We start from the raw sequence: 24,242 nt of genomic DNA, 5'->3' as shown, positions 1-24,242 counted from the left end.
TGCCGCCCATGAAATCCAAGCGTCAACTCTTTGCAACGTTCTTCAAAATTGCGATCCCGCTGGGGATCATCGTTTTCCTGCTGTACCGAGTCGAACCGCAGCAGTGGGAAACGCTCTCGCAGCACGACAAGAACTATCCGCTGCTGGTGGGCGCGTTGCTGGTGGCCGTTGCCGCGATCAGTCTTTCGTTCGTCCGCTGGTGTTTGCTCGTACGCTGCCAGGGGATCGAGCTGACGATTTTGGAAGCGTTCCGTTTGGGCGCGATCTGTTTTCTGCTGAATTTTGTTTCCGCCGGTAGCGTCGGCGGCGACCTGTTCAAAGCGATTTTCTTGGCCAAGCGTCGGCCTGGCCGTCGCGTTCAAGCCGTCGCGTCGGTGTTGGTCGATCGTGGAGTCGGGCTGTATGGGCTGCTCTTGCTGGCTTCGATCGCGTTCTTTTTTCAGCCCGCTGGTGATGTGTCCGCACTCGGCGGTGAGGAGATGCATCAACTGAAACTGGGGACGGCGATCCTGGTCGGTGTCGGCACGGCCGTGTTGGCGGGATTGGTGTTTGGCGGGCGAATCGTCGATCGCTTGGTCCGCTGGGGTGAGACGCTGCCGTTGGTCGGCGTGGTGATTCACCGAATCGGTCCACCGCTGCGAATGTTTCATGATCACCCGGTCGCGTTTGGGATTTCGATTCTGATGAGTATTGGCGTGCACGGCATGCTGACACTCAGCATGTACTTGATCGCACGCGGGCTCTATCCGTCGGTTCCCTCGCTGGGCGATCACTTCATCATCGTGCCGATCGGGATGTTGGCCTCGGCGCTGCCCCTGACGCCCGCCGGGATCGGGGTGTTCGAGGCCGCGATCGAGTGGCTCTACAAATTAATTCCCTCCGAGCCGACCGACGCATCGGGGACGTTGATCGCGCTGGTCTTTGAAATGGTCAAAGTGATCATCGCGATCATCGGCACGGTGTTCTACTGGACCGCGGGCGCCGAGGTGAAAGAGAGTTTGGAAGAAGCCGAGCACGCCGAGGAAAGCGGCGAGCACTTGGAATAGGCCCATGATAGACCGGAGGGCTTGCGCTGGGCGGCTATAACGTTGGTGTTGACACTCTGTTCGGTATACGCGACTTCGCTTCCTCTTTGATTTCGTCACCGCTCGGCCTCGCTTCAGCCGAGACAGGATGGGGCGTGAGGAACCTGGACGGACGGAAGATTGCAAATTGAAAATTGAAAAATGCAAATTTGCAATTGGAAGTCATCGTAGGGCATGCTGAGCATGCCCGTCGGCCGTAAGGCACAGCCTGACCTACTCCCGCTAGGCGGTGTTGGGGGTAACGCCAGTAGCCGGTAGTGCCTTGTCGCACCACCGGAAACGCTGCATCCACCATCGGTTTGTGTCTACAATTTAGGGATGAAAACTTCAAGCATTGTTATCGTTGCAGTGACGTTATTGATCCTGGTCGACGCCCCTGCCGCCGACCCGGCTCCGGCCGCGATTGATTTTTCCCGCGAGATCTTGCCGGTTCTATCGGACAAGTGTTTCGTCTGTCACGGACCCGATACCGACGAAGACGTTGCGTTGCGTTTGGATTCGTACGAGGCCGCAACCAGCGATCTCGGCGGGTACCGGGCGATCGATCCGAATGATCCGGCGTCGAGCGAACTGGTGCTGCGGATCCTGTCCGAAGACGATCCGATGCCGCCGGCGGAGGCGGAAAAGCAGCTGACCGATGCCGAAAAACGATTGCTCGCCCAGTGGGTCGCGCAAGGCGGTGAGTATTCCCAGCACTGGGCCTTCATCCCGCCCAAAAAACGTCTGCCTGCGTTGCCCGATGACGGCGATCCCCAAGCGGAGATCAATCCCATCGATTGGTTTGTGGCGGCGAAACAACGCGGCCGCTCGATCGACTTTGCCCCCGAAGCCGCGGCGGAAACACTCGCCCGGCGGGCCTCATTGACGCTCTGCGGGTTGCCGCCCGAACCGGAGGAGCTGGCGGAATTCTTGAGGGATCGCCGAGCGGACGCGTATGAGCGTTATGTCGATCGATTGCTGAACAAATCCGGCTTCGGAGAACACCAGGCGCGGCATTGGCTCGACGCGGTGCGCTACGGCGACACCCACGGTTTGCATTTGGACAACCGTCGCGGCGTCTATCCCTATCGCGACTGGGTCGTCTCGTCGCTCAATGCCAATTTGCCGCTGGACGATTTCATCACGTGGCAATTGGCGGGCGATTTGCTGCCCGATCCCGGCATGGAACAACTGGTCGCGACCGGTTATGTCCGAATGAATCCGACCAGCGGCGAGGGCGGTGCGATCGAAGCGGAGTACCAAGCGAAGAACAACTTTGACCGAACCGAGAATCTGGGGGCGGTGTTGTTGGGCATGACGCTCACCTGTGCCCGTTGCCACACGCACAAGTATGACCCGGTGCCGCAGACGGAGTATTACCGTTTGATGGCGTTTTTTAATAGCACGTCCGAGCCGGCGCTGGATCGAAATAAATATGACTACGGGCCGACAACCAAAGCGCCGAGCGACCAAAGTCAATGGGCGCGATGGCGACTGCTCAATGACCGGCTGGAGCAATTGATTCACGCCGCGACGGACGAACTCGCCCATGCGGCGGCGGACCGGAACGCATGGACCGATGCGACCGATCGAGAAAAACTGGAATCGTTGGCCGACCCCGACAGCCCGTTTTCGTCGTTGAGTGTGCACACCGAGGCGATGTTGCTGCGTTTGGAACTCGAATCATTGGAGCAAGGTTTTACAACCACGCTCGTCGCCAAAGACTTGCCGACACCTCGTCCGACCCACGTCCTCAGCCGTGGCGAGTACAACCGCCCCATCGGCGATCCGGTTGAGCCCGGCGTCCTGACGGCCATGGGGGACTTTCCAGAGGGCGCCCCACGCAATCGGTTGGGGCTGGCGCACTGGTTGACTTCGCCGAATCATCCGACCGTCTCGCGGGTGTTGATCAATCGTGTTTGGCAACACACCTTTGGACACGGATTGGTGCGAACCCCCGAAGACTTTGGTTTGCAGGGCGCCTACCCGACGCATCCCGATCTGCTGGACTGGCTTGCCGTGGAACTGCAGGAGAGTGGTTGGGATCTCAAGCACATGTTGCGGATGATGGTGACCAGCCGAACCTTTCGTCAAAGTTCGGCTTGGCGGGAGGACGTTGATGATCCGGAAAACCGACTCTGGTCACGCGGGCCGAGCTACCGATTGGATGCCGAAGTGATCCGCGACATCGGTCTTTGGTCCGGCAACTTACTCGACCCGCTGATGGGTGGCGAAGGCGTCAAGCCGTACCAGCCGGCCGGGATGTGGCAGGCGTTGGCCCATCCGGCCAGCAACACCAAGAAATACGAACGCGATCACGGGCAACGACTTTATCGCCGCAGCTTGTACGTGTATTGGAAACGCACCAGCCCGCATCCGATGATGACCTTATTTGATGCCCCGGATCGAGAAACGAGTTGCGTCCGTCGCTCACGAACCAGCACGGCATTGCAGTCGTTGGCGCTGCTCAATGAGACCCAGCGGATCGAAATGGCTCGTATGTTGGGCCAGCGATTGATGCTGCAGCGGAGCGACGCGTCGTCGCGGATGGATCTGCTGTTCCGTCTGCTCGCCAGTCGCGGGCCGTCGCAGACCGAAGCGGAAGCGTTCGAAGAATTGTTGCAGAAAATGCTTCTGCGGTATCGCGGCAACGTGGATGACGCCCAAGCCTTGCTCTCCATCGGCGATATCGCCAGAGACGAATCGTTGGACCCCGCCGAACACGCCGCTTGGACCCAAGTCGCGTTGACCCTGTTGGCCAGCGACCTGGCGATCATTTTGTACTAAACGAGATTGACCGATGAACTTTCTTGAAACGCTGCACCGGCAGCAACTGGCGACGACGCGGCGGCAGCTTTTCGGCCGCACGGCACTCGGATTGGGAACCGCTTCGATGGCGGGGCTGCTCGGTGACGAGTTGTCGGCTGCGGGTACCAGCACGTCGACGCTCGGCGGCGGGCTTCATCATCTGCCCAAAGCGAAACGGGTGATCTATCTGTTCATGAGCGGCGGACCGAGCCAACATGACCTTTGGGATTACAAACCCAAACTGGCCGACATGTTTGGCGAACAATTGCCCGCCGAAGTCCGTGACGGCCAACGCATCACGGGGATGACCGCCAATCAAAAAAGTGGATTGCCGCTCTGCCCCAGCAAGTACAAATTCACCAAGCACGACAACAACCAGGACGGGGTCTGGATCAGCGAACTGTTGCCGCACACGGCCAAGGTCGCACGCGAATTGTGTGTCGTGCACAGCACGTTTACCGAGGCGATCAATCATGATCCGGCGGTCACGTACATTCAAACGGGCAGCCAGATCGCGGGACGTCCCAGTTTGGGTGCCTGGTTGAGTTACGGCCTGGGCAGCATGAATGAAGATCTGCCGCATTACGTGGTGATGCACGCGCATTCAAAACACGCCGAACAAAGTTTGTTCAATCGCCTGTGGGGACCGGGTTTCTTACCGGCCGATCATCAAGGCATGTTGCTGCGCAGCGGCGGCGATCCGGTGTTGTATCTGAGCAATCCACCCGGGGTGACGTCGAACGACCGACGTGACCAGCTCGATGCGTTGGCCGCGATCAACCAAGAACAGCACCGACATTTCGGCAACCCCGAGATTTTGGCACGCATCAAGCAACACGAGATGGCGTACCGAATGCAGACCTCGGTCCCCGAGCTGATAGATTTCTCCAGTGAGTCCGAGTCGACCTTCAAGCTCTACGGCGAGGAGGCTCGGACGCCGGGAACGTTCGCGGCGTGTTGTCTCAACGCACGTCGTTTGGCCGAACGGGGCGTCCGCAATATCCAGATCTTTCATCGCGGTTGGGACGCCCACAATCGGTTGCCGACCGAACATGAATCCCAATGCAAGGACATCGACCAGGGGTGTGCCGCACTGGTGCACGATCTGCGACAACGCGGCATGCTGGACGATACGTTAGTGATCTGGGGCGGTGAATTCGGACGTACCGTGTACTGCCAGGGCAACCTGACGCGAGAGAACTATGGGCGTGACCATCATCCCCGTTGCTTCACCGTTTGGATGGCCGGCGGAGGAGTCAAGGCGGGGATCACATATGGCCGCACCGATGACTACGGCTACAACATCGTCAACGCCGACGGCAGCCCGATGATCCCGCGTCCCGAAAAGGAGCATTGGACTCCCGGGACGATGCACATCCATGACCTCAACGCGACGATCTTGCACCTGCTAGGCATCGACCATCGCAAGCTGACCTACCGTTACCAGGGACGCGATTTTCGGCTGACGGACGTGGATGGTCACGTCATGCACGACTTGATCGCGTGATTCCCTTCGGCGGTTAGCAAGCTGACTCGGCGAGCCTACTCGGCAAAGCGGTAAACGCACTCGCCGCGGGGGCTTTCGGTGAAGAAATAGATCTCACCGTTTTGATCTTCGCCGAAGCCCAGTACCTGGACGCCTTCGGGAATCACTTGCTCGTTGGCGGTCGCACGCTTGGTTTCGGGGTCAAAGGACAACGCCCAGACCACGCCGGTGACGTAGTCGGCGTAGAGGTACTTGCCGGCCAGTTCGGGAAGACGTGCGTTGCGATACACACGACCGCCGGTGATCGAACGGCCGATACGGTGATCGTATTGCCAGACCGGGTCGATCGGGTCACTGACGCCGGCGACCGGGGGACGGTTGCCAAAGCTGTTGGTGCCTTCCCGGTTGCTCCAGCCATAGTTGCCGCCTTTGGTGACGACGTTGACTTCTTCCCAAAGTTCTTGTCCCACGTCGCCCATCCACAGGTCGCCTGTTTGACGGTCGAAGGCCAGACGCCACGGATTGCGAATGCCGAAGGCGTAGATCTCCGGCTGGGCGTTGGGTGTGTTGACGAACGGGTTGTCGCTGGGAATGCCGTAGCCCTTGTCGCCGGAACGATTGTCGACGTCGATTCGCAGGATGGAACCGAGCAGCATGGACAGGTTCTGACCGGCTGCTTTGGGGTCGTTCCGATCGCCACCGTCGCCGAGCCCGATGTACAGGAAACCGTCGGGACCGAACTCGATGCTGCCGCCGTTGTGATTCTTGTACGGCTGGGGGATCACCATCACGATCCGTTCGGTCGCGGCATCGGCCTTGTTCGGATTGTCCTTGGACATCGTGAACTCGCTGACGACGGATCGATCGTTATCGGCATCGGAGTAATAAACGTAGAATTTTTGGTTGTTCTTGAAATCGGGGTGCATGGCCAAACCGAGCAGTCCCTGTTCGTTGCCGCCACTGTTCTTCCAGTCGGCGACTTCGCTGCGCATGTCGAGCACCAGATGCGACTTGACGGTTTCGGGATCATTCTTGAACGTCCAGATCTCACCATACTGCGACGCGATGAACACGCGGTTGCTGTCGTCACGCGGGTAGGTCAGTTCCAGGATCCGCAGCGGGCGAATCTTGCCGTCGTCATCGACCGCTTCCCATTGATCGAGTTTCAGATTGGGGAACGCGAGTTCGCTCTTTAATTCGAGCTTCCCGTCGATCGGCTGTGGAACGCTGCCGTCGGGATTGATGCGACGCACCTTGATGTTGCGAAACGCGACATGATCGCCATGGTCTTGCAAACAGATGTGTCCCTCGCCGGCTTTGCCGAACTCCGGGAACTTGGCGAACTTGCTTTCCGAGACGCGTCGATTCCAATCGTTGTTTCCGATTTTGAAGGTGTAGTATCGCACGCCGTTGAGGCAGACTTCACAGCCTTGGGGGGCGATTCTCAAGTAGATTTGATTCCACTGGCCGGCCGGTCGCGAGGCGTCGACGGGCGTCTGGTCGGCGGCCCAACGCGGCGGCGTCGGCTTATACAGCTGATACAGCCAACCCGCCTTCTGTGGGTCGTGTCCGTCGACGTTGTCTTGGATCTGGATTTCCGGTCCGCTGTGCCACGGTCTGGGGTTGTCTTCGGTGACATGAAACATCAGCCCGCTGTTGCCTTCGTGGCTGATCTTGTAATCGATCAACAATTCAAACGCGTCGTACTTCTCTTTGGTAATGATGTCGCCGGCACCTTGGTCGGCGCGGACCAGGGTTTCATCGACGACTTTCCAGCCCTCGCCGAGCGTGTCTTTTTGGTAGTTGCGCCAGGCGTCGGCGGACTTTCCATCGAACAGCAATTTCCAGCCGCTACGTTTTTCGGCCTCGCTCAGCTGATTCGCATCGGACTGCGCAAACGCGGAATGGGGGACGCCGACCATGCAGGTCACGGCAAAGGCGACGGCGCATTTGCCGACAAATTTCAGAAGGAACATGCAAAGATACCGATCAGGGATAAAAGGGCAGGGGAGGGGAGGAAGGCGACCGCCAGCGGTGGTTGGGCCGATTGGATTCGTGGCGACCATTATTTCCCGAAAGAACACCGCCAACAACAACCGAGTCTGTGAATTTGTCAACTCTCTCGCGGCCAGCGAGCCCATTGCCGGGTCGCCGAAACGATCGCGTCGCCGATTTTTTCGAGTTCGCCCGCGGAAATCACCAGCGGCGGTGTCGTGTAGATGCAGTCTCCGAAAGGGCGAATCAAGACGCCTTGGCGGACAAACAGGTCTCGTAGCCGATCGACGTGATCGAGCGAATCGACCTGGACGACTCCGATCGCGCCCTTGACCCGGACGTCGACGACCCGGTCGATCTGGCGACATGGCGCCAATAATTCGCGCAGTCCCGCTTCGATCGTTCGCGCCTGCTCCAGCCTCGGCTCCCGCTCAAATAAATCCAGCGAAGCCCCCGCGGCGGCACAGGCCAGGGGGTTGGCCATGAAAGTCGGTCCGTGCATCAACGCCTTAGACGCATCGTCTGACCAAAACGCATCGAACACCCGCTCGGTTGCCACCGTCGCCGCCATCCCGATCATACCGGCCGAAAGCGCTTTCCCCAGACAGATCACATCCGGAACGATGTCGGCCTGTTCGATCGCGAACAGGGTTCCGGTGCGTCCAAACCCGGTAGCCAATTCATCGGCGATCAACAGGACGTCGTTGTCACGGCAGCACTGGGTGATGCAGCGCAGCACATCGGGTGAGTGAAAACGCATCCCGCCGGCGCCTTGCACCAGCGGTTCGATGAACACGCCCGCCAAGCAATCTCGGTTTTGCTTCAGCAGCGATTGGAACCGTTGCATCGAGTCGTCATCGCGAGGGATGTCGACGTTCAGTTGTTGCAACAGTGCGCCTTCAAATCGCGCGTGCATGCTGCGCTCGGGATCGCACAGCGACATCGCGCCGGTGGTGTCGCCGTGGTAGGCATTGGCGAACGACAAGAATCGGGTGCGGCCCCGCTGGCCGCGATTGCGATGGAACTGGATCGCGATCTTCATGGCCACTTCGACCGCAACGGATCCGGAATCACAGAAGAACACGCGGTTGAGGTCACCGGGCAGTAGAGCGGCCAGACGCTGGGCAAGCGTCAGCGCCGGTTCGTGGTTGATCCCGCCAAACATCACATGCGGCATTCTGTCGAGTTGTCGATGCATCGCATCGACCACATGCGGATGGTTGTATCCGTGACAGGCCGACCACCAAGACGCCAGGCCGTCGATCAATCGTCGCCCATCACTCAAGTGCAAGTAAACACCCTCGGTACGCTCGACCGCCAGCGGCAACGGTGCCGTCTTCATTTGGCAATACGGCATCCAAAGATGTTCGTAACCCTGCTGTTGCCAATCGGGAGCGTTGGAAATGTCGGGGACAGAATCGGTCTTGGTCGACGGCGAGGGGGCGATGTCGGGACCTGCAGAAAAAATTGGCGAGGATGACACGACACCCACGTGGTGGCGACGGTGTGAAATCCAGGAGGACGCGATGGGATCGTTGACAGGCTGGATGCCTATCTCACGGTGTCGAGCGTATCATCGTCATCGTCGTCGGACAAGAAGTCGCTGGCGATGGCGGCGTCGACCGATTCCGCTACGGCGTTGGATCCCCCACCGTCGGTAGCGTCCTTGCGGATGAATAGTCGTGCCAGGTCGTTGATCACGTGCAAGGCGTCTCGGGCGGAGATCAGTCCGTCGGCATTGGTGTCCAGACGTCGCATCGAACGCAATCGCTGCTCACCGTCTTCACCTTCGACGCGCGTTGTAAGTGTCGCAAGGTCGTCGACCAGCACACTGCCGTAGACACCTAGGAAATTGATCACCCGTAGGGCGTCCGACGGCGTCACCGCGCCGCTGGCGTCGGTGTCGGTCGGTTCGATCCCACCGATGTTCAACGTCAACGAGCCGAAGTCCACTTCAAGCGGCGAGACTTCGTCGTTGCGTCCGCGCAACAGCAGTTCCGCGCCAAGTGATTCGGCCGGGTCGAGTTGCAGGGTGACTTGACCACCGGCGATCGCGCGAACGCCGAATCGAACCACACCCTGAGCGTCATTGCCGGGGTGCTCGATCAACGCTTCCAAGGCGCTGAATTCATCGATGCCCCCCGCCGTGATCGGTTCGCCAATCTCATCGAACTTGCCAAGCAGAATCATCGCGCCGGTCAATTCCAATTGGCTCACCGGCAGGGGCAGGTCGAAGGCGACGGCGAACACACCGAAGCCGAATTCTCGCAGGTCCCGTGCGGTGACTTCGATGTAGAATTCATCGCCCGATTGAATCGATTCGACGGTGTTGCCGTCGACGTCCACCGCACGCATGCTCAGTTCCATGACGCGCCGGAGTGGTTGACTGCTGAGCCGGACGACGTCGTCTTGGAAATTCGCTGCATAGCGATAAAGCTGGTCGCCGACGCGCACGTCGACGAGAATCCCGAATTGCCCGCCGAGCGGATTTTCGATTCCCGCGGCGGGATCGCTGGGCATGGGCTGACTGGTGAATCGACGCACGGCACCGATTTGCAGGTCCGAAGCGTTGACATCCAAGTCCTCGGCGGCTCGGGCGATGACGCGTTGGACGGCTTGCTCGACGTCATCGTCGTCATAGCGGAACAGTGTCAACGTGACCTTCGCCGATGCCCGCTGGGAACCTTGTTGAAGAACGTAGCGGAATTCGAACGTCCCCTCGCTGCCCAATGCGTCTTCGGTCAGTCGCAGTACGTTGCCGCCGGTCGCGATCACCACTCCGGCAGGGGCGTCGATCAATTCCACAATCTGCGCGTTTCCCAGATAGCCGAGAATCTGGTCGTTTTCCAACACGTTCAAGTAGCGATCGCGCGCGTCGGAATTGCGTCGGAAGACATCGTCGACCGCCGTCGGGGCGGGCAGCGGATCGCCGAGCGGGGTGACGATCGCTTCGTCGAGGCTGTCCCAGCGATATTCGGTCAACTGATCGATCTGACGCAGCAATAAACGGTTTTCGTCGGCGTCGATCTCGACGACGTAGTCCAGATCGATCGTCGCTTGTTGATCGAATTGTCCGGAGCCATCGATGCGGCCGACAACAAGTTGTCGTCCTTCGAGCGTCGCCAAGATCGGCCCTAGTCCGATCACGGTGGGACGCGGTGACGAGCGATTGAAAATCGCCAACGCAGAATGATCCGGCACGCTCTGCGCGACGACCGAGTGGTCGTCCAGGGACAGCGTCAGCAGTTCGACCTCGCGTCGCGACAACCTCTCGGCGGGATCCGTACTTGTGGTGTAGGAGCGGCGAACAATCGCAAACGTCTCCGACGAGAGTTCTGTGACGCTGGTGATTCCGGGATACGTTTGATCGGGGATCCCGGGCAATTCGATGCGCGTGACTCGGTTTTCGGCATCGATGTCAATCGACTGATCTGTGTCGACGACGATCAGCGCGTTTCGTCCGTCGGCGATGACGACCGCCCGCTGGCCGATGTCTGCAATCGTTTGTCGGTCGCGGGTCGCAATGTCGATGGATTGAAAAAGTTTTGGCTGGTCATCCGACAGGTCGATCAGTGCGACGCTGTACCCGGCTTGGGGACCATCGACGACCGCGGGAAAGACAAGGTTGTGTTGTCCAAACACGACTGCGGTTAATCCGTCGGCGGAGACTTCGGTTCGCAGATTAAAATCAGCCGACAACTCCAATGAGGCGATTCTTTCAATGTCATCGCCCACGATTCGGTAACGGACCAAATGGTGGGTCAGATCGGTCGGAGCAATCCACGTTGCGTCGCCCGGCGAGGAGCGTTCGGCATCGGTTTCGCTGCGGCTGGTCTGTTGTTCGACGACCAGGATGTCATCGCCCACGACCATCTCGTCCATCACCGCATTGGGCAATTCGCCCCTGGCGATCCGAGACAGTGAACTGCCGCTGGCGTCAAACACCGTCACGGTGTGTGTGAACGATGGCGGCGAGTCAAATTGTGGAGTGAATTGGGGTGGTTGAAAGGTGGAGACGAACAAGCGGTCGTCACGCCGCGCGACGGTTGCCAACAGACCGTCCAGCCGGATGGTGTTCCGATCCGTCACGTCGTTTCGGGCCACCGTCAACACGACCGTTTCCGCGTCACCGGTGCCGGCCGGGATGCCGCGGGTGGATGAGCCCACGACGATCACCAACTGGTCGGTCAGCAACACCTCGCGGGGCGCCAGCGGCAACTCGATCGAAGCGGATTCTTCCAGGCTGCCGTCGTCCCGGCGATCAAACAGGTGCAGCGTCGCCGGCGGCAGTTCGTTCGCGACAGCGGTGAAAAAATTGGTGCGAACGGCGGCCACCAACCCGCCGTCTTCCTCCAGCAAATCCGCACCGCCGGCCGGAAGAATCAACGGGGCATCGATCACGGCGGCGGGGAAGAGCGGGGCGGGCAGGAACTGCGGCGGGGACGATGGGGCGAATCCGATACCTCCAGGGGGGGCGTTTCGGAAAACCTGAACCATTTCGCCGGCCAGCGGGGAAACGTCGCCGCTGATTTGCTCGATCGGGTCGCTGGCCAGGCAGACATCGCCGGCAAGCAACCGGCGGCTTTCGAGGGGTTCGACGAAGGAGCATCGCGATTTCATGGCGGAATCCGACGAAAACGGACTTTGGAGGGGGGCTACGAGTGGTCAGATGAGAAGAAGCGGCAAATGGTTCCGCCGGAATACTCTAATTAAGCGCGGCCAGATCAGCCGCCCTTTGTCACTCGCTCAGCCCCAAAATCAAAGTCGGGGGATCCAATGAATCGCTTTCTTTGGACCCGAAAGTCAGCTGTTCGTTACCCGAGGATCCGGTCACGATCAGGGTGACGGAGCGATGATTGGCCTCGGCAACGAATTTGGCCAGCAAGTCGCTGGAAATCGACAGCGACTTGTCCTCCGGGCGGATCGTTTTTTCGGCCAGTAAGGGGATGTTTTCCAGGTCTTGAGATGAAAACGAATTGTTCCAGACGATCTTCATTTCCGGCCACACGTCGCTGATTTCATTGCTGAAACCGTAGACCCGAACGGTCGTGTCCGCTTCGCGTTCGGCCGAGGTCAGGCTGAGCTGTAATTCCGCAGTCACGACGGGAAGCGGCTCGGGTTCTTTGCCCCTGCCACGGTTGCGGTTGACCGGTTGGCCCCCGCCCTGGTTCCCACGCAGCGACAGGATTGGGAATCTCATGTAGGTGTGTTCGATCTGGATGTTGCGTCGGGTTTCGATCGACAGCAATGCTTTCTCGCCGAGTGGATCGTTGAATCCGCCGCCACGTTTGACCGTGGCGTCCGCCCCACCCGGGTCGGACGTTTTCAGCCTTACTGTTCGTGTGGATTTCGGCGGCGGTGGTGTTTTGGGTTCGGGTGCCGGTGGCGTCGGTTTGGGGGCAGTCGATGAGACGGTCGCGGGGTCGGGCTTGGGTGGCTCGCTCGGCGTTGCCATCGCAGGCTCGCCGTTTGCGGGGGAACTCTTGGTGGCTGCCGCCAGGTTTTCGGACGGCCGCACCGTCAACACGACGCGGTCCAACATGCCGCGTTTTCGCGCGGAGTCCTTGTTGGAAATCGTCAGTTCGACGAACGGGCGTTTGCCGGCGACGGCTGAGTCCACGGCGTATTCGAGGATCACCTTTTTTTGTTTTCCACCGGCCCACCGATCGTCGCTGGAGAATGCCGTCAGTTGGTAGCGGGTCGGCGGACCCGAGTTGCCTTTGAATCCCAACACGACTTGGTAATCGGTCTTCCCCGGGCCATCGCCACCCGCGTTCAAACTGATTCGAAAGGCGTCCCCGTCCTTGGTGTTGTGCTGCAGTGCATCACTGGTCAGAACCAACTCGCTTTTGGAACCAGCGAAGGCGTAGGTTCTGGCGTCTTCATTACGGGCGTTTGGGTTTCGATTCCATCCCCCTTGTTTGCCCGAAAGCGTTGCCGTCCAGCCCGGCAGTTCCAGTTTTCCCGAGTTGGGATCGCCTTGTTCGAAGGACCCGTTGTTCTGCTTGTTGCCCAACAGCCATTTGAATCCTTTACCGCCGACGGCGCCCACTGTTTTCGCGCTGACTTTGGTCGGCGGTGGAGGTGCATCCGGTGCCGGGCTGCCCGATGGGTTTTGCGGTGGTTGGGATTGCGGCGACTTTTGAGATTGTTGTTTGGGCGGTTGTCGGGGCGATTGGTTCGCCGAAGGGGATGAGTCGGGATTTGTCGTCGGGGCGGCGGCGATGTAGGCCGCTTCTTGTTGTTGCTGACGCGCGATCGCGCTGGAATCACTGATGTAGACGATCATGGGGATCAGCACCAACAACAGCGCCGCAACGACGCCGATGGTGATCCAAATGATTTTCGAATTGGAGGTCGCCGTCTCCGCACCACCGTCGGATTTCGACTTTGGCGTTGCCGCGGCAAACGTACCCGATCCTGGGGCGCCGGCAGCCAGCGGACCCTGGGGGACCGTGATGGCCGGGTGGGCACCGGAGGATGACACGCCGGCGGCCAGGGGAGTTGCGGCGGGAAGCACATCGGGAAGCGTCTCAAAGGGATTCGGCGGCGCTTCCTCCGACATGCCCAGTTCGACCGCGTCGAGGCCGCCCTGACTCTTTTTGTTGACCGCCTGTTCCAGCCCCAGTTGAAGCTTGTTGATCGCCTGAGCCACCTCGGATTTCTTTTCGCATTCGATTTCCACTTCGTCGAGCGCTTTTTCCAAGGCTGCGGCGCTGGGGTAGCGATCGCGCGGCTCTTTGGCCATCAACCGATGGATCAGGTCCGCCAGCGGCTGGGGGATCTTGTCGTTCCGTTCGGTCAGCGGTTTGGGGGCGTGGGCCAGGATGGCGATCAGTTGCTCGGCGACCGATTTCGTTTTCAGCGGCAAAGCACCGGTGGCCATTTCGTACAGCACGACCCCGGTGGAATACAAATCACTTCGATCGTCTAGCGGTTCGCTGCGCGCTTGTTCGGGTGACAGGTAGCCCGGGGTTCCGACGACCGCACCGCGGCCGGAAAGCTGATCGACGGGGGTGGAGGCAAGGGCCAAGCCGAAGTCCAGGATCTTGATTCGGTTGGTCTTGGTGTCCAGCCAGATGTTGGCCGGTTTGATGTCACGGTGGACGATGCCCTGCTTGTGGGCTGCGTCGAGTCCGCGGGCGATGTCGCGGGCATACGCGATGATCTGGTGGTAATCGGGTTCGCCGTATCGTTCTCCGAAGTGCTCCAACGTCGCCCCTTGAAGCAGCTCCATCGCCATGTACGGCGTGCCCTTGTGTTCGCCGACTTCAAAAATCGTGGCCACGTTGTCGTGGTGGACAGCCGCCATGGCCCGGGCTTCGCTGATGAAACGTTTCCGGCTGCCCGGCGTGCTGGCGATTTTCTGATTCATCACCTTCAACGCAACCTGCCGCTTCAGCCGAATGTCTTCGGCCAAGAACACGAATCCCATGCCGCCCTTTCCGAGTTCACGCAGTACCCGATAGTGACCGAGCGTGCCGAGATGGTCCTCCGAATCCTTCGGCGGATCCAGAAACTCGTGTTGGATGCCGGACGACGTCATCGCTAGAAAATACGACCAAGGGGGTGAACGGAATCAGATAAGAAGCGTCTAGAGGGCTGGGGCGGCTTGATTGCTGGCGACAGCACCCGACGCGGGACTCCAAGTATATCACGTTTGCTTGCGCGGATTGAATTCACGCCGGAAAGCGGCCGACACGTCGGATGGTAAGCCTGGCCTGTTGCGTGACACAGCAACCACGGTTCCATCAGAGGCGACCCCCTGCGGCGCGGTGGGTTGGACCAGCCGACAGGCCGGTCTGCCCAAGCTGCCTATTCTCTAAAAAAGGTGTCGGACAGCTTTTTCGCTGGTGGCGATCCGCCATTTTCCTCGTTTGTCGTCCCAGGTATGCTTCCGTGGTTCATACGCCGAAGGTGTCCCCCTGCGGCGCCTACATGACAGGCCATCCTCTTTCGTTTTGAGGGGCCGCCGATTTCCTGAAATCTCAGACTGAAACACAATGAGCCAATCGACTCCTGGCCCCGTTTCCCCCGCATCGACCGTTTCCGATGCCGCCCCCTTGGCCCCCGTGCTGGTGCGTTTGCCCGACGGGACGACCCATCAGCATCCCGGTCACACCACACCGATGGAGATCGCCAGTGGGATCAGCGAAGGGTTGGCGCGCAGCGTGGTGGCGGCGGAGGTCGACGGGAGGATCGTCGACGCGGACCGGCCGCTGGGTGAATTGGCGTCCGGAGATGCTGCCCAAGAAAAGGCTGCCGACGGGGCGCTGTCGCTGCGATTGTTGACCAATCGCGATGGTGAATCGCTCGATGTGCTGCGGCATTCGGCGGCCCACGTGATGGCCCGGGCTGTCATGCGGCTCTACAAGGGTGTTTCGCTGGCGTTTGGGCCGACCACCGAAGGCGGTTTCTATTACGACTTTGATCTGGATGTCCCGATCAGCGAGGACGACTTTCCAAAGATCGAAGCCGAAATGAAGGCGATCATCAAGCGGAAGGAGCCGTTCGAACGCTTCGTCCTGGATCGTGACGAAGCCCGCAAGCTGTGTGATGACCTGGATCAAGATCTGAAGGTCGAGCACATCGATACCGGCTTGGCCGACCAGTCGACGGTCAGCTTTTATCGTCAAGGCGAGTTCGTCGACCTCTGCCGTGGTCCCCACATCCCCGACGCCGGCAAGATCAAAGCGATCAAGTTGATGAGCGTTGCCGGATCCCACTGGAAAGGCGACACGTCCAATCGACCCCTGCAGCGGCTTTATGGGACCGCGTTCTTCGACAAAAAAGAACTGAAGGCCTATTTGGAACAGATCGAAGAAGCCAAGCGACGTGACCACCGAGTCCTGGGCAAGCAGCACGGCCTGTTCGCGATCAACCCCGAAGTCGGCCAGGGGTTGTGCCTGTGGTTGCCCAAGGGGGCCCGCGTCCGCGTGACCTTGGAAGATTTCCTGCGCCGCGAGTTGCTCAGCCGTGGCTACGATCCGGTTTACAGCCCGCACATCGGACGCGTCGAACTGTATGAGACCAGCGGCCACTTTCCGTACTACCGCGACAGCCAATTCGCACCATTGTTCGGCAGCGAAGTCGGCGCGATGCTGGATGCCTGGGCCAACCGGCTGGAAGCGGGCACCATCGACGCTGACGGCGAAGACAAGCTGATGGCGGCCGCCGAAGTGTTGGGCGTGGAGCTGCCCGATTACAAACCGTCGATGTCGGCCGAACAGAAACGCGAGGTGCTGCACCAATGGCAATTGGTCAACGAGCGGTACCTGCTCAAGCCGATGAACTGCCCACATCACTGCCAAATCTTCAAAGCCCAGTCACGTTCCTATCGACAATTGCCCATGCGGCTGTTCGAGTTCGGGACCGTCTATCGACACGAGCAAACCGGCGAGCTGAACGGGATGTTGCGGGTCCGCGGATTGACCCAAGACGACGCGCACATCTTCTGCACTGAGGACCAGGTCGAACAGGAGTTTCGGGCCACGATTGAGCTGACGAAGTTTGTGCTCAAGGCGGTCGGCTTGGACGACTATCGCGTCCAGCTCTCCTTGCGTGATCCGGACAGCAGCAAGTACGTCGGCAGCGAACAGCAATGGGACACCGCAGAAAACTCGCTCCGCGGCGTCCTGGAACACAGCGGAATGGAATTCAACGAAGAGCCGGGCGAGGCGGCGTTTTACGGTCCCAAGGCGGACTTCATGGTGCGTGATTGCATCGGGCGTTCCTGGCAACTGGGGACCGTTCAGCTGGACTACAATCTGCCCGAGCGATTCAAGCTGGAATACAACGGCAAGGACAATGCGGCCCATCGCCCGGTGATGATCCACCGCGCCCCGTTCGGGTCCTTGGAACGGTTCACCGGCATGCTGATCGAGCATTTTGCCGGTGCGTTCCCGATGTGGCTCTCGCCCGAACAGATTCGCGTCCTGCCGCTGAGCGACAAATCGATCGACTACGCCGTGCAAGTCGCCAAGCAGTTCGACGAGGCGGGATTGAAGGTCACGGTCGACTCGACCGGCGGCAAGGTGCAAGCCAAGATCCGCAACGCGCAGCTTGACCTGGTCAACTACATGGCCGTCGTCGGGCCGAAGGAGGCCGAGACGGGGCAGGTCGCGCTGCGCGATCGAATCGACGGTGACTTGGGATCGATGCCGACCGCCCAGGCGATCGCCAGGCTGGTCGATGAAGTCAAGAACCGAACCGTTCGCCAGGCAGTGACGGCGTCGTAGGATCTTTCACAAGATCCGCGACCCGGGCTCGGCGAAACGTTACGGGCAGCACACGTCGAGGATCCGCCGCATTTCCGCGACGGCTTCTTTCATCCCGACCATCACGGCGCGGCTGACGATGGAGTGGCCGATGTTCAATTCGATCATGCCGGGAAGTTTGGCGACCGGTCGCACGTTGGTGTAATTGAGCCCGTGACCGGCGTGCAGTCGCAGTCCCGATTCGATCGCCACTTGGCCGGCCGCCCGCAGTCGATCGAGTTCGTCGTTGATGGCGTTGCGCTGGGCCAGCGCGTAGGGGCCGGTGTGTAGTTCGACCGCATCGGCGCCCAGTTTCGCCGCCGCGGCGACTTGATCGGTGTCGGGATCGACGAACAGGCTGGTCAAGATGTCTTGGTTTTTCAGCCGCTCGATCGCGGCGGCAATGCGTCCGTCGTCGGCGGCGACGTTCAGCCCGCCTTCGGTCGTCACTTCCTGGCGGCTCTCGGGGACCAGCAGCGCCCAATCAGGACGGGCGCGAAGGGCGATAGCCAGCACGTCGTCGGCACACGCCAGTTCCAGATTCGTCTTGACCGTCACGGTCTGCATCAGCACTTCGACGTCGCGGTCTTGGATGTGCCGGCGATCTTCGCGGAGGTGAAACGTGATGCCGTCGGCGCCGCCTTGTTCGGCCAGGGCGGCGGCGATGGCCGGGTCGGGTTCATAGGTGCGGCGAGCTTGTCGCACCGTGGCGACGTGGTCAATGTTGACGCCAAGTTCGATCATGGATGACGTATCGTGGTGGGAGCGGAGGGAGCAAAGCGCCCGGCTGACGCTCAGCTGGACTCCTCCTCACGATAATAGGTTCGCAGCGCTTTGGGCAGCGGATCAATCGCCAGTTGGTCTTCCAGGTATCCCTTCGATTTGGCGTCGCGAAGCACTTCGACCACATCGGCGTAATCTCCGCCGATCGACACGATTCCCTTGACCAGTCCACGAACCGTGGCCGGGGCGAGTGTGCGTCGGTCCTCTTGGCCGACCTGAAAGCGGCTGATTCTCAATTTACCCGGGTCGTTGGATTCCGGTTTGACGATCAGCGCGTTGGGGCCCAGGATCGCGCCCCGAATACGGACCGGCGCGGGGGTGCCGAAGACCACGATCTCGGCCTCCTCACGGGTCGAGACCACGACCACGGGCGGGGCGAGTGAGTCGATTTCATAATAGCGCAACGCCGTGCCGAGTTTTTCGGGGGTCAGGGCGAGCCCGGCATCGGCCCGGGATCGCAACGCGGCGAACGAGCCATAGCGGCTCTCGATGCTCGGTTGATTGAACAGCCCCGCCAGTGCTTCCACGACTTCCGGGTGATCGAGCCCCTTGAGGGCAGCCAAGGCCGGGTAGCGGAAAGCTGATTCGTTGGCGATCGCGTCGGCCAGCGGGCCGATCGCGTCCTGGCGGTCCAGGTAGGCGAGTGCTTCGGCGGCATAAAAACGCAACTCCGGATTGTCGTTCTTCAGTCCGGCGGTCAGCGTCGGGATCGCGCTCTCTCCCAAGGCCTCCAATTGCAACGCGGCATCGGCGGCCGTCGCCGGGTCGCTGAGCAGTGACGCCAGTTTCTTCAGCCGCGGTTGGCTGTTGCCCTGCCGCTCGTCGATCGCGATCGCACGCACCACCGCGACGTAGCGGCCAAGGGATCCCTCGTAGCGAGGGTGCAACTCGAGTTCGATGTAGTCGTCCTCAACCGCTTTGGCCACGCCTCGTCGCGTCGTGCCATCGAAGAAGAAGAAACGCCGATTGATGGCTTCGGCGATCTCGCTGGATACTTTGACGTGCTGGAATTCTGGCCGCAGAACCAAGCCCATGTTGCGGGACTTCTGGACCGTGCCGCCGGAGAGTACCAGGGCTTGGGTTTTCATTCGTTTGTCCGCGCTGCCCTGAAACGCCGCACGCGTCAAAATCGGGCCTGTCCCCATCGCCAGGACGTCGCCTTTCCGGACGCGCCCCTGGATCACCTGCTGCAGACGCATTCGGGTGTCCAGCAGCCAGCCGCCGTGCAGGTCGGTCGCGTTGTTGCCGGCCGGCGAGTCGATGCGCAGGTCGATCGTGTCACCGCGTTTCGCACCGGCGGGGACCGTCGCGTACACGCGGACGATCGAATTGGATTCCAGTTCCAGGATTTCGTTGGGACTTTTGACATCATTGCGCCGCATCTCTTCGATCAGTTGATCGCGGTACGGCGAAGGGTCGGCCGGCCCGCCGGTTCCGACCAACGAGTTCACCAGGCCGACCCCTGAGATCTCGATCGGATTCAGGCCTCGTGGGGCGGCGGCTTCGCGAATCAGCTCGGGGGGCTCGGGCGCTTGCAGGAGTTTGGCAACTCCGTTTTCTTCCGATGAGCCGCGTCCCAGGAACGAGGTGCAGCCGGTCAGCGCTCCGCCCAGGATCAGCGAGGTCGAGGCGCGCAGCAGTAGGCCGCGGCGGTCGAACGCGGTGGGCGCGGCTGGAGCGGTCTCGTCGTTGCGTTTCAGTTCGGGCGTCCTGCCTGACATGGTTGTTTCCGGTGGAGGGGGGCCATTCTGTGCGGAAATGGGTCGAAGATTGGCTATAGCGGAAATCCGGCCGAGGAAGCAAGGCGAGTGCCGCCGACCACCGCTGGCCGGGTTTCACCACCACCCACCACCCAGCACCCATCACCCATCACCCAGCACCCAGCACCCAGCACCCAGCACCCAGCACTTACGCCACGATCCCATCTCCTTGCCCTCTCGCCTGCCACCTCATCGCCGCATCTCCTTGTCTCCTTGTCTCCTTGTCTCCTTGTCTCCTTGTCTCCTTGTCTCCTTGTCTCCTTGTCTCCTTGTCTCCTTGTCTCCTTGTCTCCTTGTCTCCCCCTCCCCATCCACCGAGTGCTTCCCAAACGCCTCTCCCAGCACCCCCCGTTTGGCCATTCTCGATGTCGGACGGCGTCGCGGGCTCGCCGAGGCCCTGGCCCGCGGCGCGGCTTGCGGAGCGACTAATCGTCGGTCGCCGGCGGATTTTGCGAGGGCGAAACGTGGCGGAACGCAAAGTGTCGCTGTGGCCGTCCACATCTGGCCGATTCGGCCTGTTTTTCCAGAAAAGTCCCAAGCTCGATCAGCGTGGACACTTGGTCGATGGGCATTTCGGTGGTGCTGAAAAACCGTGCAATCGCCGCGGGGTCGGCTGCCGCGGCGTTGCTGAAAAAGTGTGCAGGACCGCTTTGCTGTCGTAAAGTGTTTTGACAGCAACCTTTGTGACGGAGCGTTTGACCGGCTGTCAGGATCGGCACAGCCACCCACGGCGGGCGAGTTTGTGTCCGTCGGCCGGGTCTCGTTCTCGACCGTTCGCAAAGGAATCATGCCTGATGAGCCAGCCCAATTCGAAGGAAATCAACCCGCAGGTCGAAACGGAAGATCGGGGCGGACCGGGGGAGGGGCTTCGTTATGCGAGCGATCCCGGTCCCGACCAGGCCGCCGAGTTCCCCACGTTGGAGCTGACCAAGCCGGACCCGGAGGCCGACTACGACGACCGCTGTCGGCAGACCCTCCTGTTGGCGGAAGAGGCCTTCGCGGCGACCGGCAGCTGGGTCGTTTTCTTTCGCGAGATCCTGGGCGTCGACGGAGTGGTCAAGCAGTTGTTTTCCGACGCCGAGGAGTTCAAGCGTTTCGTCGCGGGGCCTGAATTTGCCACGCTGCACGAAATGCTCGCAGCGATCCGCAGCCAGGATCAGTCGAAGTCGGACGCCGCCGAGCCTGAGCGAATGATCACCATCCGGATCCCCCGCTCGCTGCATGAGTCGCTGCAAGAGGAGTCCAAGGCGTGCGGGTTGAGTATCAACAAACTGTCGATCAGCAAGTTGCTGTTGCCGGCCAATCCGCGTTTTGTCCCGGAGCAGCAGGGCAGGCGGCGGGGGCGTCGCCCGGGTCCCCAGGGCCGTCGCTCCAAGTCATCCACCCCGGATGCCACTCCGCAAGCCGAACACTCCAACGCATCGCCCCCGGCGGAGCCTCGGATCTTGGAAGGTCGCCGCGCCGTCCACAGCTGGGTTGATCGTTCTCCCCATGGCTCCCTCGGCCAGCGCTAAGATTTTCTCGAACAGCTCCAGCCGGAGTGGGGATGGATTGCTAGCGGTATTGGGCTCGCGGGCTGTCGGTTTAGTCGATGTGCCGAAATCAACGCGATGATGTTAGCCCGACGCGTGAGCGAGGGCCGCGCGTGGCCCCTTGCTAACGCATGCGGGCTTAAACCGACAGCCCGCTCGGGCCGTTCTGCTACCACCTTCGACGCCAACGTGCGCGGCATGACCCCGGCGGGGTCAAAGCCAGTAGCCGGAGGTGAGCGAAGCGACACCTCCGGAAACACGGCCCCCCGTCAGATGCGACCCCGTGGGGGCAACGCGGTGAAGCATTTTGTTAGCGGTAGGGCGCGAGCCCTCCGGTGTTTCGGGAACGATGAGGGACCGGAGGGCTTGCGCCCTGCCGCTAACACCTCGTCAAACGCAGGGAACAAATCCTTCACAGCGTTGCCGTGCGGATTGTGTGGCGTGCTTCCCGGAGGTGGCGCTGCGCTGACCTCCGGCTACTCGCTGAAATCCCTTCGGACGTCGATTTTATTACTGAGCGACTTTTGGGCAGGCACCGCTTTGCGGTGCACACCGCAGAGCGGTGCCACAACAAAGCCCGGAGTCGCGAAGCGCACTCCGGGTGGAGGCACAGAGGACAGGGGAACCCCAGCGGGGTTCAACAAACGGCTCGGCACAATCCGGGGTGCGCAAACGGCGGCGTGAATCAGACGAACCGTGTTGCTCTGTTCAACCCCGTTGGGGTTGGCGGCCTGTTGGCGACCGGAACTTGGGGTGCGCGGGCGCGACCCCAAGCTTTGATGTGGCACGCCGTTGGCGTGCGGGCCGCAGGAGCGGTTGCTGCTCGCGAGTCGTTCCCACAACGCGGTACGGCGAGTAATTCGTCAGTAATACAATCGACGTCCCTCGGGATACTCGGTTCGCTGCCGCTCTCCTTTGACACCAAACGGAGTGATGCTTGTCAGCGGCAGGGCTCGGGCCGTTCCGCGAACTCGTGTCGTGTCGAAGTAAATGGCTCAAGAAGCGGAGGTCTGAAGGGCCAGCACATCTGAGATTTGAAACCTGAAACCTGAAACCTGAAACCTGCATGGTGCCCAGCGGGCCACACGCGCAGAAAGGGGTTCGCTACAATCACGCCACCCCCTGCTGGTCCCGCTCGTCTTCTCACTGGCAATCCGTCGCATGCCGATCCGTCTGTTCTTGATTTTTGGCGCGTTCCTGGTCTCGGTTTTGATGTGGGTGGATCGGGCCTGTATTTCGGCGGCCAAGGATGACATGGCGAGCGATCTGGGGTTTTCTGATCAGCAAATGGGCTGGGTGATGGCGGCGTTTTCGCTCGGCTATGCGCTGTTCCAGGTCCCCAGCGGCAAGTTGGCTGACCGTTTCGGGCCGCGAGTCGTGATGACGGTCGTCTGCCTGTGTTGGTCGCTCTTCACGGCGCTGACCGGCGTGGTCCGTGGGATCTACGCGATGATCGGGCTGCGGTTTCTGTTCGGGCTTGGCGAGGCCGGTGGTTATCCGACGTTGGCGCGGGCGTTTACGAATTGGTTGCCGATGAACGAGCGTGGGATCACCAATTCGATCAGCTTTTCCGGTGGTCGGCTGGGGGCGGCGCTGGCGATGCCCGGCGTGGTTTGGTTGATCGGGGCGCTGGGTGGTTGGCAGCAGACGTTTTGGTTTTTCGGCGCGATCGGGATCGGGTTCGCGGTGGTCTGGTTCGCGCTGTTTCGCGATCGGCCCGAGGATCACTTTGCGGTTTCCCCCGCCGAGCGCGATCACATCATCGAAGCCCGCCGACCGAGAAAGTCCGATTCCGAGGCCGTCAATGCGGTCGCCGACATTCCGATCACGTTTGGCAACATGTTGCAGTCGCCGAACATGCTGATGTTGATGGTCCAGTATGTCGCCCACAACTTCACGTTTTTCTTCACCGTGACCTGGTTCTTTCCGTACTTGAAGGAGAGTTACCAGTTGACCAGCGAGCAGGCCGGTTGGTACGCGATGTCACCGTTGTTGTGCGGCGTGTTGGGGAATTGGCTGGCGGGCTTCACCGTGGATCGTTTGTACAGCCAGGGGCGATGGCAGCTGTCGCGTCGTCTGCCCGCGGCCGTCGGGTTCCTGCTGGCCGCGATCGGCATGAGTCTGTGTGTGAACATGACGACGCCGTTTTGGGCCGTGGTGTGCATGTGCATCGCGATCTTTGGCAGCGACATGATCCTCAGCCCCTCCTGGTCCACTTGCATGGACATCGGCGGCGCGAGCGCGGGGGCGGTTTCGGGGGCGATGAACATGGTCGGCAACCTGGGGGCGTTCTTCACCGCGTTGTCGTTTCCCTATTTGAAGGACGCGTTGGGGTCGCACCAGCCGTTTTTCTATGTCGCAGCGGGATTGAATCTATTGGCGATCTTCTTATGGTTTCGAATTCGGCCGGATCGAAGCATTGCCGAAGAGCGACTGGGGTACGACCCAGGTTCCGGTGATTGATCGCGTGCCGCTGCTCTCGCTCAAAATCACCGACGTTGGTACCGAACGGATCGCGACGGCGTCCGGACCCTGCTCCATCTTTTTAGGTAGAACGT

At 60.7% G+C, this 24,242-nt stretch carries 13 protein-coding genes; 6 read left to right on the top strand and 7 right to left on the bottom strand.

Annotated features, from left to right (window positions below; translation table 11 throughout):
* Positions 1 to 8: 8 nt before the first annotated feature.
* From TBK1r_RS09775 to TBK1r_RS09765, 3 genes are all read left to right on the top strand, one after another.
* A complete protein-coding gene (locus TBK1r_RS09775) occupies positions 9 to 1,046 on the top strand; it encodes a lysylphosphatidylglycerol synthase transmembrane domain-containing protein (RefSeq protein ID WP_145209479.1) in 1,038 nt (345 codons plus the stop codon).
* Positions 1,047 to 1,403: 357 nt separating this feature from the next.
* Complete coding sequence (locus tag TBK1r_RS38455; RefSeq protein WP_419581176.1) at positions 1,404 to 3,851, top strand: PSD1 and planctomycete cytochrome C domain-containing protein; 2,448 nt, start codon at positions 1,404 to 1,406, stop codon at positions 3,849 to 3,851.
* A gap of 13 nt (positions 3,852 to 3,864) precedes the next feature.
* Positions 3,865 to 5,379: a DUF1501 domain-containing protein gene (locus tag TBK1r_RS09765; RefSeq protein WP_145209476.1), complete on the top strand. Its 1,515-nt coding sequence runs from the start codon at positions 3,865 to 3,867 to the stop codon at positions 5,377 to 5,379.
* A 35-nt stretch (positions 5,380 to 5,414) separates the two neighbouring features.
* On the opposite strand, the gene TBK1r_RS09760 is transcribed toward TBK1r_RS09765, so the two are convergent.
* From TBK1r_RS09760 to TBK1r_RS09745, 4 genes are all read right to left on the bottom strand, one after another.
* Entirely contained in the window at positions 5,415 to 7,334 is a 1,920-nt protein-coding gene (locus TBK1r_RS09760; RefSeq protein WP_145209473.1) for a PQQ-dependent sugar dehydrogenase, read from the bottom strand.
* A 137-nt stretch (positions 7,335 to 7,471) separates the two neighbouring features.
* Positions 7,472 to 8,836 (bottom strand): adenosylmethionine--8-amino-7-oxononanoate transaminase, encoded by a 1,365-nt coding sequence (locus tag TBK1r_RS09755; protein WP_473772498.1) that lies wholly within the window; start codon positions 8,834 to 8,836, stop codon positions 7,472 to 7,474.
* A 68-nt stretch (positions 8,837 to 8,904) separates the two neighbouring features.
* On the bottom strand, positions 8,905 to 11,973 hold the full coding sequence (locus tag TBK1r_RS09750; RefSeq protein ID WP_145209470.1) for a dockerin type I domain-containing protein: 3,069 nt from the start codon (positions 11,971 to 11,973) through the stop codon (positions 8,905 to 8,907).
* A gap of 118 nt (positions 11,974 to 12,091) precedes the next feature.
* Complete coding sequence (locus TBK1r_RS09745) at positions 12,092 to 14,899, bottom strand: serine/threonine protein kinase (protein ID WP_145209467.1); 2,808 nt, start codon at positions 14,897 to 14,899, stop codon at positions 12,092 to 12,094.
* A gap of 457 nt (positions 14,900 to 15,356) precedes the next feature.
* On the opposite strand from TBK1r_RS09745, the gene thrS reads away from it, so the two are divergent.
* Positions 15,357 to 17,591, top strand: coding sequence for a threonine--tRNA ligase (gene thrS, locus TBK1r_RS09740; protein WP_145209464.1), 2,235 nt, complete (start codon positions 15,357 to 15,359; stop codon positions 17,589 to 17,591).
* A gap of 39 nt (positions 17,592 to 17,630) precedes the next feature.
* Here thrS and TBK1r_RS09735 read toward each other — a convergent pair whose 3' ends face one another.
* The 3 genes from TBK1r_RS09735 to TBK1r_RS38450 all read right to left on the bottom strand — a co-directional run bounded on the left by TBK1r_RS09735 (position 17,631) and on the right by TBK1r_RS38450 (position 20,724).
* Positions 17,631 to 18,353 carry a pyridoxine 5'-phosphate synthase gene (locus tag TBK1r_RS09735; RefSeq protein WP_145209461.1) on the bottom strand — a complete coding sequence of 241 codons (723 nt, stop codon included), beginning with the start codon at positions 18,351 to 18,353 and terminating at the stop codon, positions 17,631 to 17,633.
* Positions 18,354 to 18,403: 50 nt separating this feature from the next.
* Complete coding sequence (locus TBK1r_RS09730) at positions 18,404 to 20,113, bottom strand: flagellar basal body P-ring protein FlgI (protein ID WP_419581175.1); 1,710 nt, start codon at positions 20,111 to 20,113, stop codon at positions 18,404 to 18,406.
* A 464-nt stretch (positions 20,114 to 20,577) separates the two neighbouring features.
* Positions 20,578 to 20,724 carry a hypothetical protein gene (locus TBK1r_RS38450; protein WP_419581174.1) on the bottom strand — a complete coding sequence of 49 codons (147 nt, stop codon included), beginning with the start codon at positions 20,722 to 20,724 and terminating at the stop codon, positions 20,578 to 20,580.
* Positions 20,725 to 20,946: 222 nt separating this feature from the next.
* Here TBK1r_RS38450 and TBK1r_RS09720 point away from each other — a divergent pair, with 222 nt between their 5' ends.
* Together TBK1r_RS09720 and TBK1r_RS09715 are read left to right on the top strand one after the other, a co-directional pair.
* Positions 20,947 to 21,666 carry a hypothetical protein gene (locus TBK1r_RS09720; RefSeq protein WP_145209455.1) on the top strand — a complete coding sequence of 240 codons (720 nt, stop codon included), beginning with the start codon at positions 20,947 to 20,949 and terminating at the stop codon, positions 21,664 to 21,666.
* A gap of 1,179 nt (positions 21,667 to 22,845) precedes the next feature.
* Positions 22,846 to 24,147 (top strand): MFS transporter, encoded by a 1,302-nt coding sequence (locus TBK1r_RS09715; protein WP_145209452.1) that lies wholly within the window; start codon positions 22,846 to 22,848, stop codon positions 24,145 to 24,147.
* Positions 24,148 to 24,242 lie beyond the last annotated feature (95 nt).

It is taken from the genome of Stieleria magnilauensis (assembly GCA_007753675.1).
Taxonomy (GTDB): domain Bacteria; phylum Planctomycetota; class Planctomycetia; order Pirellulales; family Pirellulaceae; genus Stieleria; species Stieleria magnilauensis.
Note: the sequence above shows the minus strand (reverse complement) of the source record. Positions and strands in the feature narration are given on the sequence as shown.

Excerpts from the sequence above, each read along its gene's own strand:
- TBK1r_RS09775 (WP_145209479.1), top strand. The coding sequence starts at position 9 with ATGAAATCCAAGCGTCAACTCTTTGCAACGTTCTTCAAAATTGCGATC.
- TBK1r_RS38455 (WP_419581176.1), top strand. The coding sequence starts at position 1,404 with ATGAAAACTTCAAGCATTGTTATCGTTGCAGTGACGTTATTGATCCTG.
- TBK1r_RS09765 (WP_145209476.1), top strand. The coding sequence starts at position 3,865 with ATGAACTTTCTTGAAACGCTGCACCGGCAGCAACTGGCGACGACGCGG.
- TBK1r_RS09760 (WP_145209473.1), bottom strand. The coding sequence starts at position 7,334 with ATGTTCCTTCTGAAATTTGTCGGCAAATGCGCCGTCGCCTTTGCCGTG.
- TBK1r_RS09750 (WP_145209470.1), bottom strand. The coding sequence starts at position 11,973 with ATGAAATCGCGATGCTCCTTCGTCGAACCCCTCGAAAGCCGCCGGTTG.
- TBK1r_RS09745 (WP_145209467.1), bottom strand. The coding sequence starts at position 14,899 with ATGACGTCGTCCGGCATCCAACACGAGTTTCTGGATCCGCCGAAGGAT.
- thrS (WP_145209464.1), top strand. The coding sequence starts at position 15,357 with ATGAGCCAATCGACTCCTGGCCCCGTTTCCCCCGCATCGACCGTTTCC.
- TBK1r_RS09735 (WP_145209461.1), bottom strand. The coding sequence starts at position 18,353 with ATGATCGAACTTGGCGTCAACATTGACCACGTCGCCACGGTGCGACAA.
- TBK1r_RS09730 (WP_419581175.1), bottom strand. The coding sequence starts at position 20,113 with ATGTCAGGCAGGACGCCCGAACTGAAACGCAACGACGAGACCGCTCCA.
- TBK1r_RS38450 (WP_419581174.1), bottom strand. The coding sequence starts at position 20,724 with ATGCCCATCGACCAAGTGTCCACGCTGATCGAGCTTGGGACTTTTCTG.
- TBK1r_RS09720 (WP_145209455.1), top strand. The coding sequence starts at position 20,947 with ATGAGCCAGCCCAATTCGAAGGAAATCAACCCGCAGGTCGAAACGGAA.
- TBK1r_RS09715 (WP_145209452.1), top strand. The coding sequence starts at position 22,846 with ATGCCGATCCGTCTGTTCTTGATTTTTGGCGCGTTCCTGGTCTCGGTT.